Raw genomic sequence first — 14,369 nt, forward strand, 5'->3', positions numbered from 1 at the left:
TCTGAGGGGCAGACCTGACCTGCGGGAGAAGACCGATGACCGGATCGAACCATGTGATGTTGTCCATCGAGGGGATGTCCTGTGCCTCCTGCGTGGCGCGAGTGACGCGCGGGCTGTCGCGGCTGGATGGAGTGTCGGATGTTTCTGTCACACTTGCCGACGAGCGGGCGCAGATGGATCTGGAAACCCCCGACCGGCTGGACGATGTGGTCCGGACGCTCGACAAGCTGGGCTATCCGGCACGGCGCGCCACGGTGGTGCTGAACGTGGCCTCGATGTCCTGCGCCTCCTGCGTCGGGCGGGTCGACCGGGTGCTGTCGGCCTTGCCGGGGGTGATCGAGGTTGCGGTCAACCTGGCGGCTGAGACGGCCACCGTTACCTATCTCGAGGGCGCGGTGAGCCCGGAGGAGATGATCGCGGCGGCGGACAAGATCGGCTATCCCGCGACATTGGCGGAGCCGGAGGCGGAAGAGAAGCGCGGCCAGCGCAAGGAGGCCGAGGCGCGGGAGATCGCGCGCAAGGCGCTGATCGCGGCGGCATTGGCGCTGCCGGTCTTCGTGATCGAGATGGGGGGGCATCTGGTGCCTGCCTTGCATCATTGGATCGCCGCCACCATCGGCCAGCAGACCAGTTGGATTCTGCAATTCGTGCTGACGACGCTGGTGCTGATCGGGCCGGGGCGGCTGTTCTATGTCAAGGGCATCCCGGCGCTGCTGCGCGGGGCGCCTGACATGAACAGCCTGGTCGCAGTGGGCACGGCGGCGGCCTATCTCTATTCCGTGGTGGCGACCTTCCTGCCGGGGCTTCTGCCGGCGAGCCAGCGCGCGGTCTATTTCGAGGCGGCCGCGGTCATCGTGGTGCTGATCCTGATCGGCCGTTTTCTCGAGGCGCGCGCCAAGGGGCGCACCGGCGCGGCGATCCGCAAGCTGTTGGGGCTCAGGCCCCGGTCGGCCCGGGTGCTACGGGATGGCGTGGCGGTGGAGGTGGCAATCGACGCCATCCGGGTGGGCGACATCCTGCTGGTGCGCCCGGGCGAGCGGATCGCGGTCGATGGCGAGGTCACCGAGGGCGAGAGCCATGTCGATGAAAGCATGATCTCGGGCGAACCCTTGCCGGTGGCCAAGGCCGCGGGCGACGCGGTGACCGGCGGCACGGTGAACGGGCAGGGCAGCTTCCAGTTCCGCGCCACCCATGTGGGGGCGGAGACGGTGCTGGCCCAGATCATCCGCATGGTGGAGCAGGCGCAGGGCGCCAAGCTGCCGATCCAGGGGCTGGTCGATCAGATCACGCTGTGGTTCGTGCCGGCGGTGATGGGCGCGGCGCTGGGAACGGTGCTGATCTGGTTGGTCTTCGGCGCCGATCTGACGCTGGCGCTGGTCGCCGGTGTTTCGGTGCTGATCATCGCTTGCCCCTGCGCCATGGGGTTGGCGACGCCGACCTCGATCATGGTGGGCACCGGGCGGGCGGCGGAACTCGGGGTGCTGTTCCGCAAGGGGGATGCCTTGCAACAGCTCTCGGGCGTTTCCATCGTGGCGCTGGACAAGACCGGCACGGTGACGGCGGGGCGGCCCGAGCTGACCGATCTGGTCCTGGCCGAGGGGTTTGAACGGGCCGAGGTGCTGGCGCTGGTCGCGGCGGTCGAGGCGCGATCCGAACATCCGATCGCCGAGGCGGTGGTGCGCGCGGCCAAGGCCGAGGGCGCGAAGCTGGCCGAGGTCAGCCAGTTCACCTCTTTCACCGGTTATGGCGTGCGGGCGCTGGTCGCCGGGCACGAGGTGCTGGTGGGCGCCGACCGGCTGATGGCGCGCGAAGGGGTAGAGATCGCCGCCCTTGCGGGCGAGGAGGCGCGGCTCGCTTCGGCCGGGCGCACAGCGCTCTATGCGGCGATCGACGGACGGATCGCTGCGGTGATCGCGGTCTCCGATCCGGTCAAGCCCAGCAGCGCCGAGGCGATCGCCGCGCTGCACCGGATGGGGCTGCAGGTGGCGATGATCACCGGCGACAAGCGCGAGACGGCCGAGGCGATCGCGCGCGAGGTGGGGATCGACCGGGTGATCGCGGGCGTGCTGCCCGAGGGCAAGGTCGCCGCATTGGACGATCTGCGTGGGCAGGGCGGACAACAGGGCGGGCTGGCCTTTGTCGGCGACGGTATCAACGACGCCCCGGCGCTGGCCCATGCCGATGTCGGCATCGCCATCGGCACCGGCACCGATGTGGCCATCGAATCGGCCGATGTGGTGCTGATGTCGGGTGATCTGCGTGGCGTGGTGAACGCGGTCGAGGTGTCGCGCGCGGTGATGCGGAACATCCGGCAGAACCTGTTCTGGGCCTTCGGATACAACACCGCGCTGATCCCGGTGGCGGCGGGGGTGCTTTACCCCGCCTTCGGGCTGTTGCTGTCGCCGATGCTGGCGGCGGGGGCGATGGCGCTGTCGTCGGTCTTCGTGTTGTCGAATGCGCTGCGTCTGCGCCGGCTGCGTCCGGCGCTGGACGAGCGGCGTGGCCTGGCCGTGGCAGAGTGAGGATCAGGACATGAATATCGGGGATGTATCGCGCCTGTCGGGGCTGCCGGCCAAGACGATCCGCTATTACGAGGATATCGGACTGGTCCAGCCGCAGCGCAGCGCCAACGGCTATCGCGCCTTTCGCGACAGCGATCTGCACAAGCTGGCCTTTCTGGGCCGCGCCCGTGCCCTGGGCTTCTCGATCGAGGATTGCCGGGGTCTGCTGGCGCTTTACGAGGACGAGAGTCGCGAGAGCGCCAGCGTCAAGCGGATCGCCGAGGATCATCTGCTGCGGATCGACGAGAAGATTGCGCAGCTGCAATCCATGCGGGCGACCCTGGCGCATCTGGTGTCCTGCTGCGCCGGGGATGACCGGCCCGATTGCCCGATCCTGGAGGATCTGGGGGCGGGAGAGCCGGCCTGCGCCAAGGCCTGAGACCTGCCCTTGTCGGGATTGGCCGAACGCGGCGCCCGGGCGTTGACCCGGGCGCCGCTTCGTTTCAGCTCATTTCTTCCTGAACGCGTTCTGCAGCGCCGCGCCCAATGCGCCGGTCTGACTGCCGCCCTTGGGGGCGGCGGACATCGGGCCGCGCGGTTTGCCCTTGGGGCCGCCGGGGCGCGGGCGATCATTGCCGGGGCCGCGGGCGTCACGATCATCGCGCGCGCTGGCGCCACCGTCCTTGCGCATGGTGAGACCAATGCGCTTGCGGGGCACGTCGACCTCGACCACCGTGACCTTGACCACCTGGCCGGCCTTGACCACCTCATGCGGGTCCTTGACGAAACGGTCGGCCAGTTGGCTGACATGGACCAGCCCGTCCTGATGCACGCCGATATCGACGAAGGCGCCGAAGGCCGCGACGTTGGTCACCGTGCCCTCCAGCACCATGCCGGGGCGCAGGTCGGTGATTTCCTCGACCCCGTCGGTGAAGGTTGCCGTCTTGAAGCTGGGGCGCGGGTCGCGGCCCGGTTTCTCCAGTTCGGCGAAGATGTCGCGCACGGTGGGCAGGCCGAAATGATCGTCGACGAATTGGTCTGCCCTAAGCCCCTTGAGCGCGTCCTCATGGCCCATGATCTGGCGGATGTCGCGGCCGCAGGCCTGGACGATGCGGCGGGCGACGTCATAGGCCTCCGGGTGGACCGAGGAGGCGTCGAGCGGTTCGGCCCCGTCGCGGATGCGCAGGAAGCCGGCGCATTGTTCAAAGGCGCGCGGCCCCAGGCGGGCGACCTTCAAAAGCTCCTTGCGCGATTTGAAGGCGCCGTTGATGTCGCGGTGCGTCACCACGGCCTCGGCCAGTCCCGGCCCGAGGCCGGAGACATGCGCCAGAAGCGGCGCCGAGGCGGTGTTGAGATCGACGCCCACGGCGTTCACCACATCCTCGATCACCGCCTCCAGCGACTTGCCGAGTTTATGCTGATCGACATCGTGCTGGTATTGGCCGACGCCGATGGATTTCGGCTCGATCTTGACCAGCTCGGCCAGCGGATCCTGCAGGCGGCGGGCAATCGACACCGCGCCGCGCAGGGACACATCCAGATCGGGGAATTCCCGCGCCGCCAGCTCCGAGGCGGAATAGACCGAGGCGCCGGCCTCGCTCACCACCACCTTGGTGGGTTTCTGCACGCCGGAGGGCAGCATCGCCAAAGTGTCGGCCACCAGCTTTTCGGTCTCGCGGCTGGCGGTGCCGTTGCCGATGGCGATCAGTTCCACCCCATGTTTGGCAATCAGCGACATGATCGCCGCCTGGGCGCCCCTCACATCGTTTTTCGGCTGGAAGGGATAGATCGTCTCGGTCGCCACCAGCTTGCCGGTGGCATCGACCACCGCCGCCTTGACGCCGGTGCGGATGCCGGGATCGAGCCCCAGGGTGGGCCGGGCGCCGGCCGGTGCCGCGAACAGCAGATCCTTGAGGTTGCGGGCGAAGACGGCGATCGCCTCTTCCTGCGCGCGGGCTCGCAGATCACCCATCAGATCGACCATCATGGTCAGGCTCAGCTTCACCCGCCAGGTCCAGCCGGCGAGCTTGCGCAGCCATTGATCGCCGGCGCCCTGGGTCCTGGTCCCGAGGTAGGAGGCGACGAGGGATTCGGCCCGGGCGGCGCCGGTTTCGGGATCAGGCGCGATATCGAGGGTGACGACGCCTTCCTTCTGGGCCCGCAGCATCGCCAGCGCCCGGTGCGAGGGCACCTTGGACCAGGGTTCCACATGGTCGAAATAGTCGGAGAACTTGGCGCCGGCCTGTTCCTGGCCTTCGATCACCTTGGCGGTCAGTCGCGCCTCCGCCTGCATGAAGGCGCGCAGATCGCCCAGAAGCTGGGCGTTTTCGGTCAGCCCTTCGGCAATGATGTCGCGGGCGCCGTTCAGCGCGTCCTTGGAGGTTGGCACCGCCTCGGTCACAAAGCTCTGGGCCAGGGTCTCGGGATCGGTGGCACGATCGGCGAGGATGGCCTCGGCCAGCGGCTCCAGCCCGTTCTCGCGCGCAATCATCGCCTTGGTGCGGCGCTTGGGCTTGTAGGGCAGATAGATGTCCTCAAGCTGCGCCTTGGTCTCGGCGCCTGCGATGGATTTCGCCAGAGCCTCGGTCAGCTTGCCTTGATCCTTGATCGAATTCAGGATCGTCTCGCGCCGTGCCTCCATTTCGCGCAGATAGGAGAGGCGGTCTGACAGGGTGCGCAGCTGGGTGTCGTCGAGGCCGCCGGTGACCTCCTTGCGGTAGCGGGCGACGAAGGGGACGGTGGCGCCCTCATCCAGCAGCTTGACCGCGGCGCCGACCTGATCGGGCCGGGCGCCGATCTCGGTCGCGATGGTGCGGGCGATGCGGGCGGCGGTCTGGGGCGCAGTGTCCAAGGACGACTCCTTTCAACATGTTCGGGAGGTCTTCTTAGCCACGGTTTGCCCGGGGTGCCAAGAGGGCGCCGCGGCGGTCGGCGGAAGCCTGATCAGCCCGCGCCGCAGGCAGGGCCTTGCCGCTGGTCCCATGTTTGCGCGAACGGTGGCGAAATGCAGCGCCTGTGTCGATTGATTACCGGCGCGGGGTGATTTACACGGGTCGCCGAACCGCAACCGCAACCGCAACGGGTGCGCGCAGGATTATGCGTGGCATTGCTGCGGTCCGCATCATTTCGCCGCCGCGCGGTCCCGCGCGGGTCCAACGTTCAGAATCTCAGGCCCTCAGCAAGGCAGGAAAGGTACGAGAACCATGGCAGACACGTCCAACCCCGATATTGTGTATACCGTCGTAGACGAAGCGCCGGAACTGGCCAGCGCCTCGCTGCTGCCGATCATCCGCAGCTTCGCCGGCGCTGCCGGCGTCACCTTCGGCACCAAGGATATTTCGCTGGCCGGCCGCATCATCGCCACCTTCCCCGAAAATCTGACCGAAGCGCAGCGCCAGTCCGATGACCTGGCCGAGCTGGGTGAGCTGGTGAAGACCGCCGACGCCAACGTGATCAAGCTGCCGAACATCTCGGCCTCGGTGCCGCAGCTGACCGCCGCGGTGAAGGAACTGCAGGCGCAGGGCTATGACATTCCGGATTATCCCGAAGCGCCGCAGACCGATGAGGAAAAGGCGATCCGCGCCCGCTTCGACGCGATCAAGGGCTCGGCCGTGAACCCGGTCCTGCGCGAGGGCAACTCGGACCGCCGCGCCGCCAAGGCGGTGAAGAACTACGCCCAGAAGAACCCGCACCGGATGGGCAAATGGGCCTCGGACAGCAAGACCCATGTGTCGTCGATGCCGGGCAATGATTTCTACGCCAATGAAGTCGCCGCCACGCTGACCGCCGACCAGGCCGGTCCGGCGAAGATCGAATTCGTCGGCAAGGACGGCAGCACCACGGTTCTGAAGGACGGCTGGAAGCTGATCGAAGGCGAGGTGGTCGATGCCACCTTCCTCAGCGCCAAGGCGCTGGACGACTTCCTGGCCAAGGAAATCGAGGCCACCAAGAAGGACGGCATCCTGTTCTCGATCCACCTCAAGGCCACGATGATGAAGGTCTCCGACCCGATCATCTTCGGTCATGCGGTCAAGGCCTGGCTGGCCCCGGTGTTCGAGAAATTCGGCGACGAGATGAAGGCGCTGGGCGTCAACCCGAACTCCGGCATGGGGGACGTGCTGGAACGGGTCAAGGACAATGCCGACATCATGGCTGCGGTCGAGGCCTGCGTTGCCGACCGTCCGGGCATGTATATGGTGAACTCCGACAAGGGCATCACCAACCTGCACGTGCCCTCGGATGTGATCATCGACGCCTCGATGCCGGCGCTGATCCGCGCCGGCGGCAAGGGCTGGGGTGCCGACGGCAAGGAAGGCGACACCAACTGTGTCATCCCTGACAACTGCTATGCCCCCGTCTATGACGAGGCGGTCGAGTTCTTCAAACGGAACGGCGCGCTGAACCCGGCCACTGCCGGCACCGTGCAGAACGTCGGCCTGATGGCCCAGAAGGCCGAGGAATACGGCTCGCACCCGACCACCTTCGAGGCCGCCGCCGATGGCGCCATCCGCATCGTGTTGGCCAATGGCGAGGTTCTGCATTCGCTCGACGTCGAGGCCGGCGACATCTGGCGCGCCTGCACCGCGAAGAAGGCGCCGATCGAGAACTGGATCCAGCTTGCGATCGACCGTCAGCGGCTGACCGGCTTCCAGTCGATCTTCTGGCTGGATGAAAACCGCGCGCATGACGCCGAGCTGATCAAATACGTCAAGCCGGCGCTGGAAGCGGCGGGGGTTGCCGACAAGTTCGTGATCATGGCGCCGCGCGAAGCCACCCGCGCCTCGCTGGAAACCATCACTGCCGGCAAGGACAGCATCGCCATCACCGGCAATGTGCTGCGCGACTATCTGACCGACCTGTTCCCAATCCTGGAGCTGGGCACCTCGGCCAAGATGCTGTCGATCGTCAAGCTGATGAACGGCGGCGGCATGTTCGAAACCGGTGCCGGCGGTTCCGCCCCGAAACACGTGCAGCAGTTCCTGGAAGAGGGGCACCTGCGCTGGGATTCGATGGGTGAGTTCTGCGCGCTGAGCGAGTCGCTGAACTTCCTGGCCGATGCCAAGGGCAACGCCAAGGCCGCCGTTCTGGCGGCCGGGGCCGAGGACGCGACCCAGGGCATCCTGGACTTCGACCGCTCGCCCTCGCGCAAGGTGGGTGAGCCGGACAACCGCGACAGCCACTATTGGTTCGCCCGTTACTGGGCGGAATCGCTGGCCGCGCAGGACGCGGATGCCGAACTGGCCGCGCATTTCGCCCCGATCGCCAAGGCGCTGGCCGAGAAGGAAGCCGACATTCTGGCGGAACTCGCCGCCGCGCAGGGCAAGCCGGTGGACATGGGCGGCTATTACCACCCCGATTTCACCAAGAAATCGGCGGCGATGCGTCCGAGCGCCACGCTGAACGCCATCATCGGCTGAGCCACGGCCTCAGAGTTGTGACGAGAAACGCCCGGAGGCTTCCTCCGGGCGTTTTCTTTGTTCTCACGTGGGGTGGCAGCTAATCCGCCATGGCGGCGATCGACTGATGGCGGCGGAAGGTCTCAAAAAGCACCCTGTGCGCATGTCTCAGCGCGGAATGGTCGCTGGCCTTCTCCGAGCCATGGGCGGTATAGATCTGGCGTCGCAGCGCATATCCGCGCAGGAAGTCCGACATGGAATGAACGGTGGCGACCAGTTCGTCGATATCAAGGTCCACATCGGTGAAAACCTCGGACATGAGCTGCTCCAGGGTGGCAAGCTGCCGGCCGCGGTAATCCATGACAAGCTGCATCAGCTCGGGATCGTTGCGGGCGCTAAGCGCCACCTCGGTCAGGGCGAGATAACGGTCGTTCCCATAGATCGACCAGAAATGGTCGACGACATGCGCAACACGCTCCTCCAGCGTTGTCGCATGGGGAACCTGGTTCGATCCGATGCTTTCGGCAAAAGGTCGGAATAGCGACTTAATGACCTCGGCAATCAGCCCGGTTTTCGATCCGAAATGATGCTGTATCGCGCCGGTCGTCACCCGTGCTCTGCGACAGATCTCCTGCACCGTCGTGCCGCGCATTCCCCGCTCCTTCAGCAGCTCCACCGTTGCATTTATCAGGGCGGCTTGTGTCTGTTCCGTTCGTTCAGATTGGCTTCGGCGTTTCCTGGTCAAAGTGCGTCCCCATGCGTGTAAAACACCATTTATTGTTATAATGGGGGTCAGTCGCATCCGATCCCGCCCAGCCGGTGATTGCCTGGATGAGAGGAGAGGGAGGCCTGACCCAGTCGCTAAAGTCCGCAGAAGGGCGAGGCTTGTGACCTGTGACCCTAGTTAGGGGGCGTCAGCGGCTCTATGGGCGCATTAACGTTTAATTGATGCAAGTATAATCGCCAGGAGAATTTGAAAAATTTTGGCCGATTTCTATTCGACGTGATTTGTTTTCGGAGTTCGGAAAGAGACAGGCTGGTCCGTTGCCGCTTTCTATAATTTCTGTTGCAACAAATTACTCATAACTTTGTCGTTTATTGCGTCCCTTCGCGCAGGGGCGGGGCGCCGTCAGCATGGCGCATCGGTCTGCGAGTGTGCTGAGAAGGTTGATGAAATCGCTGCCGATTGGGCCGTGGCGGGGCGCCGGGCCTGCGGCGCGGCAAACTTTTTGGGGGCGAAAGTTTCTGCCCGGCACCGTTCGCGGCACTGTCCTGAATAGACAGCATCGTTTCGCCGGGGATGGCGCGTCATTTTAATGGGATGAACGAGCAACTTTCCCTTGCGGGAAAAAAGCGGCCCTTGGCGGGGCCGCTTCTTGGTGAACAGCGGGGGCGTTCAGGCGGCCGGCTGGTCCGCGGTGGGCGCTTCGGCCGGCTGCGGCGCCGCGGCGGCGAAGCCCTGGGCGACAAGGCTGATGTCGTTGGCGCTGACCGTCAGGGCAAAGCCCTCGGCCTGACGTCTGCGGGCGTCTTCGGTGCCGCCGGTGAACAATCCGCAGGGCAGGGCGGCGGCGCGGCAGACCTTGAGGATATGCTGGATCGCCGCTTCATAGGCGGGGCTGGGAACCGGGAACTCGCCCATCGACAGGGCCAGATCGCCGGTGCCGATGAAGATGAAGTCCAAGCCGGGGGTGGCCGCGATCGCTTCGACATTGGCGAGGCCGGCGGCGGTCTCGATCATCACGCCGACCACGGTCTGATCGCGGGCGTCGGCATAGTATTTCGCGAAATCGGCCTTCAGGGGTCGGATGCCACCGCCCGAGCGGCGCCCCTCGGGCGGGTAGCGCGAGGCGTCGACAAAGGCCTGCGCCTGGTCCGCGGTCTCGACCAGCGGGCCGAGGACGCCGACGGCGCCGCCATCGAGTGCGGCCGAGATCGCGGTTTCGCTCAGATCGGCGGTGCGCACCAGCGCGGGGGCGCGGCCGTCAAGAACGCCTAGGGTTTGCTCCAGGCTCTGGCGCGACCAGAGCCCATGCTGGGCGTCGATCACCACCGCCTGAGGGCGCGCCTCCAGGCTGATTTCGACCATCGCCGGAGAGCCGATGGCGAACCAGAAAAGTTCGGCGGCTCCACCGGCGCGGAGATGGCTCCGCAACCCGGGTGCTGTGATGTCAGTCATTCTTGTCTCCCGCTTCTGGGGTCTGTTCTTCGGCCAGGCGGCGCATCAGGAAGAAACTGCGCTCGGCCTCGATGGTGAAAGCAAGCATGCGGTCCATGGCGGCGCTGGCGTCGCGGCGCTCGAAGGCGTCAAGGATGGATATCAGCCCGTTGACGACGATCTTCTGGATGTCGGGATCAATCAGCGTGTCGCGGCGGACGACATGGGCCTGATCGGTGAAGCGCATGATGGTCGCGGCCAGACGCCGGTTGCGCAACGCGCCGATCCAGGTTTCGCGAAAGTCGATATTGGCCTCGCTCATCTCGGCGAAGGAGCCGGCCGCCATGGCGCGCTTGGAGCGTTCGACCGCCGCGTGCAGCCGCGCCAGCCCCTCGTCGGTGAGATCACGGGTGGCGTTGGCGGCAGCGCGGGGCTCCAGCAGTTTGCGTACCTCGAAGATATCGGCAACATCCTCGTCGGTGAGGTCGGGCAGGGCGAATCCCCGCGTGGTGCTGATCAGATGGCCTTCGATGGTCAATTGCAGCAGGGCCTCGCGAACGGGCATGCGCGAAACGCCTGCCGCCTTGGCGATCTCGACATCGACCAGCCGGTCCTCGGTCTGGAATTCGCCACGGCGCAGCCTTTCGCGCAGATCCTGATAGATCTGGCGCCGCAGACTCTGACCCTTCGGGGCATTGTCCAACGGGCGTATCATGTCGAACTCGGGGGTATCCATGCCGCCTCTTGCAGAAAACAGTATACTATAATGTGTCTTGTCCCTGGCCGGTCAAGCGCGGGAGCCGCGTGCCATCTGACCTTTAGGTCGGAGAAGCTTAAGAATACAGCAAAAAATTGCGTGCATAAGAAATATCCTGGAGATTTCTTTTGGCTTGACTTGATTTCAGGCGTCGCTAGCGTCACTGATTAGTATACAGTTTACCGCTATAAGGACTTCGCCATGTTCGTTCTCGAGCTGAGTGTTTCCGGCGCCCCGGATGCCGTGGCGGCATGGGAGGCGCAGCAGGGGGCGAGTCTGGCTGCGCTGCCGGGGGTCGCTCTGGCCGAGGGCCTTTATCCCTATGAGAATCTCGGGACCGCCGCGGCCTATCACGATGCCGAGCCGGCGGCGCCGGTCGTGATGATCGTGCTGGGATTCGCGATCGAGGCCGATCTTGTCGCCGCGCTGGACGCGCCGGCCCTGCGCGCTGCGATCGACGCGCTTCCCTTTGGGGCGCATCTCGAGGCGGCGGCGTTCCGCCGTCATCGCCAAGGCCTGCCCGATGACGATCTGCGCCAGGGGGGCGGGACAAGCTATGTGGTGCGTTACAGGCTGCCCTGCGCCGAGGCCGAGGCCTTCGTTGCAGAATATCTGGCGGGGCATCTGCCGATCCAGTCCGATTTTCCCGGCATTCGCCGCATCCTTGGATTCGAGCCGATCGCGGCGGCACCGGAGGGGAGCCTGCCGGCCGGCTATCTGGTCGGCAACGAGGTGACCTTCGACGATCTTGAAAGCTTCGTGGCCGCCATGGCGTCCGACGTCTTGCCGCGGCTCAAGGCGCATTCGCAGGAGCTGCCGCCGCGCCAGGGCATTTGTACCCATCATCTGATGCAGAGACGACCGCTCGCATAATTGCGGCGCCGTGACGCCGGGGCGGAAGCGCCGGCGATCATACCGACAGGGAGAAAGAAAAATGACACTCAACAGACGTGATATTCTTCAGATATTGGGCATCGGCGCGGCCGGGGCCCTGTTGCCGGGGCGTGCCGTCCTGGCCGGCGCCTCGGACGCTTCGGTGACCATCGCCTGGCCCTCGGACGTGCCGTCCTGGGATCCGAACAAGCGGTTCGCGCCGGATGCGCAATCGCTGTTCAAGCTGGTCTATGATCAGCCGATCCTGCAGGATCCGGATCTGACGCTGATCCCCAGCCTGATGACCGAATGGGAGCTGGCGCCCGACGCCCTGTCGATGCGCTTTACCCTGCGCGACGATGTGAAGTTCCAGAACGGCGCGCCGATGACCGCCGAAGACGTGCGTTTCACCTTCTTCGAGCGGGTGCAGTCCGGCGAGAAGCTGGATATCGGCAACAGCTGGAAGCACATCGCCGATATCGAGGTGACCTCGCCGACCTCCGGCGTCTTCAAGTTCAGCCGCCCGGCGCCCACCGCGCCGCAATGGCTGGCCTTCATGGGCGGTTTCATCGTGCCCAAGGCCTATATGACCGAGGTCGGCGCCGAGGGTTTCCTCAACGCCCCGATCGGCACTGGCCCCTACAAGCTGGTCGAATACCAGATGAATTCCCGCATGGTCTTCGAGGCGAACGAGGACTATTGGGGGGGCGCGCCTGAGATCAAGAAGATCACTGTCGATGTCATCAAGGACGCCTCGGCCCGGGTCGCGGCGGTGCAGTCGGGCCAGGCCGATCTGACCATCAACATCCCCGTGCGCGAGACTGAGCGGCTCGACAAGCTGGATGGCATCACCGGCGAGATCAACCCGATCACCCGGGTGATTCTGCTGCAGATGCGCAACGACGGCGAATTCGCCGACGAGAACGTGCGTCTGGCCGCCCATCACGCGATCAACAAGGCGGCGCTGTCCAAGGCCTTCTATGGCGGCGCGGCGGTGCCCCTGTCGGTGGTGGCGCCTCCGGGCACCCCGGGCTTTGTCGAGGGCTTCGATTTCGCCTTCGATCCGGACAAGGCGAAGGAGTTGCTGGCGGCCTCGGGCTATTCCGAAGCGAACCCAGCCAAGTTCAAGATGGCCACCACCAACGGCCATTTCCCGTCGGATTTCGATATCGCCCGCGCGTTGCTGCAGATGTGGAAGAAGGTCGGCATCGAGGTCGAGCTGGAGGTGATCGAATACGCCAAGTATTTCGAACTGAACCGCGGCCACAAGCTGCCCGCCGCCACGCTCTATTCCTGGGACAACGCCACCGGCGACCCCGAGATCTTCACCGGCTATCTCTTGAACCCGAACATGCCGTTCTCCTCGTGGAAGGGGGAAGCGCCGGGTGATCAGATCCCGGGGTTGTTCCAGGAACCCGACTATGCCAAGCGCATTGCCGGCTATCAGAAGCTGAACAGGGAAGCGACCGAGATGGGCGCCACCATTCCGCTGCTGCAAAGCGTGCAGACCTTGGCCCGGAAATCCGACCTGAGCTATCGCAAATACAAGAACGGCTGGGTTCTGGGCAACACGATGTCCTGGGGCTGATCCGCCGCTGCCCGCGCCATCGGTCCGATCCTTCGGGGTCGGACCTTTTCGACTTCCCCCCACCGGAGACCGTCCATGTCCGGACCCGTCATGAAGCTGCTGATGCGGCGGCTTCTAACCCTGATCCCGACGCTGATCCTGGTGTCGCTGCTGCTGTTCTGCATCCTGCGCCTGCTGCCGGTCGACCCGGCCGCCATGTCGCTGCCGCCCAACGCCACCAATGCCGAGATCGAGGCGATGCGCCTGGAAATGGGGCTCGATAAGCCGCTGATCCAGCAATATGGCATCTGGTTCGCCGATATGCTGCACGGCGATTTTGGCCGGTCGATCCATTACCGCACCCCGGTGTCGCGGCTGGTGCTCGATACCCTGCCGGCGACGATCGAGCTGGCGCTGATGGCGATGGTCTTCGGCACGCTCTTCGGCGTGCTGGGTGGGCTCTGGCTGTTCCATTCGCGGGGCGGCGTGGTTGAAGGGGCGCTCGATCTCGGCACGGTGGCGCTGTTGTCGATCCCGGAATTCCTCTGGGGGCTGTTCTTCATGCTGCTGTTCGGCGTGTCGCTCGATCTGCTGCCCTTCATTGGCCGGTTGGGGTCGGATGTGCCCCGGCCCGAGACGATCACCGGCTTTCTGCTGATCGACAGCCTGCTGTCGGGCAGCCTCCCGACCTTTCTGGACGCGCTCAAGCACATGATCCTGCCTTCGGTGGCGCTGGGTCTGTCGGCGGCACCGCCGATCATGCGGATCCTGCGATCCTCGCTGATGGAGGCCTATCAGGAGGATTACATCCACCAGGCCCGCCAGCGCGGCATCTCGGAAGGGCGTATCCTGGTGTTTCACGCGCTGAAGAACGCCTTTCTGCCGACGCTCAGCCTGATGGGGGTGCAGTTCGGCTTTCTGTTCGGCGGCACGCTTCTGGTCGAGATCATCTATTCCTATCCGGGCATGGGCAACCTGATGGTCGATGCCATCCGCAACGCCGATCTGCCGATCATCCAGACCGTCGGGCTGACCTATTGCGTGATGGTGCTGCTGATCAGCATGGCGGTCGATGTGCTCTATCTCGTTCTCAACCCCAAACTGCGGGAGGCCTGAG

Annotated in this window: 10 protein-coding genes; 6 read left to right on the forward strand and 4 right to left on the reverse strand. The window is 65.2% G+C overall.

The features are described from left to right. The first annotated feature begins 35 nt into the window (after positions 1–35). A complete protein-coding gene (locus ACN0V4_RS02180) occupies positions 36–2,522 on the forward strand; it encodes a heavy metal translocating P-type ATPase (RefSeq protein ID WP_417672872.1) in 2,487 nt (828 codons plus the stop codon). Between the two features lie 10 nt (positions 2,523–2,532). Continuing rightward, positions 2,533–2,940 carry a Cu(I)-responsive transcriptional regulator gene (cueR, locus tag ACN0V4_RS02185; protein ID WP_417672873.1) on the forward strand — a complete coding sequence of 136 codons (408 nt, stop codon included), beginning with the start codon at positions 2,533–2,535 and terminating at the stop codon, positions 2,938–2,940. A gap of 69 nt (positions 2,941–3,009) precedes the next feature. On the opposite strand, the gene ACN0V4_RS02190 is transcribed toward cueR, so the two are convergent. Then, positions 3,010–5,352, reverse strand: coding sequence for a Tex family protein (locus ACN0V4_RS02190; RefSeq protein ID WP_417672874.1), 2,343 nt, complete (start codon positions 5,350–5,352; stop codon positions 3,010–3,012). A 352-nt stretch (positions 5,353–5,704) separates the two neighbouring features. Here ACN0V4_RS02190 and ACN0V4_RS02195 point away from each other — a divergent pair, with 352 nt between their 5' ends. Beyond that, positions 5,705–7,918, forward strand: a complete 2,214-nt coding sequence (locus tag ACN0V4_RS02195) for an NADP-dependent isocitrate dehydrogenase (protein ID WP_417672875.1) — start codon at positions 5,705–5,707, stop codon at positions 7,916–7,918. Between the two features lie 79 nt (positions 7,919–7,997). Here ACN0V4_RS02195 and ACN0V4_RS02200 read toward each other — a convergent pair whose 3' ends face one another. From ACN0V4_RS02200 to ACN0V4_RS02210, 3 genes are all read right to left on the reverse strand, one after another. Then, positions 7,998–8,699 carry a TetR/AcrR family transcriptional regulator gene (locus ACN0V4_RS02200; RefSeq protein WP_417672876.1) on the reverse strand — a complete coding sequence of 234 codons (702 nt, stop codon included), beginning with the start codon at positions 8,697–8,699 and terminating at the stop codon, positions 7,998–8,000. Positions 8,700–9,293: 594 nt separating this feature from the next. Continuing rightward, positions 9,294–10,076, reverse strand: a complete 783-nt coding sequence (locus ACN0V4_RS02205) for an HpcH/HpaI aldolase family protein (RefSeq protein WP_417672877.1) — start codon at positions 10,074–10,076, stop codon at positions 9,294–9,296. Then, positions 10,069–10,791, reverse strand: coding sequence for a GntR family transcriptional regulator (locus ACN0V4_RS02210; protein ID WP_417672878.1), 723 nt, complete (start codon positions 10,789–10,791; stop codon positions 10,069–10,071). The genes ACN0V4_RS02205 and ACN0V4_RS02210 overlap by 8 nt, the downstream gene beginning before the upstream one ends. Before the next feature lie 222 nt (positions 10,792–11,013). Here ACN0V4_RS02210 and ACN0V4_RS02215 point away from each other — a divergent pair, with 222 nt between their 5' ends. From ACN0V4_RS02215 to ACN0V4_RS02225, 3 genes are all read left to right on the forward strand, one after another. After that, positions 11,014–11,685, forward strand: a complete 672-nt coding sequence (locus ACN0V4_RS02215) for a hypothetical protein (protein ID WP_417672879.1) — start codon at positions 11,014–11,016, stop codon at positions 11,683–11,685. Positions 11,686–11,746: 61 nt separating this feature from the next. Then, the gene (locus tag ACN0V4_RS02220) at positions 11,747–13,273 is read left to right on the forward strand and encodes an ABC transporter substrate-binding protein (protein WP_417672880.1); all 1,527 of its coding nucleotides are present in this window, start codon (positions 11,747–11,749) and stop codon (positions 13,271–13,273) included. Positions 13,274–13,348: 75 nt separating this feature from the next. Further along, entirely contained in the window at positions 13,349–14,368 is a 1,020-nt protein-coding gene (locus tag ACN0V4_RS02225) for an ABC transporter permease (RefSeq protein WP_417672881.1), read from the forward strand. Position 14,369: the final 1 nt, after the last annotated feature.

Origin of the sequence: Pseudodonghicola sp. (assembly GCF_048268305.1) — a bacterium.
GTDB lineage: Bacteria > Pseudomonadota > Alphaproteobacteria > Rhodobacterales > Rhodobacteraceae > Pseudodonghicola.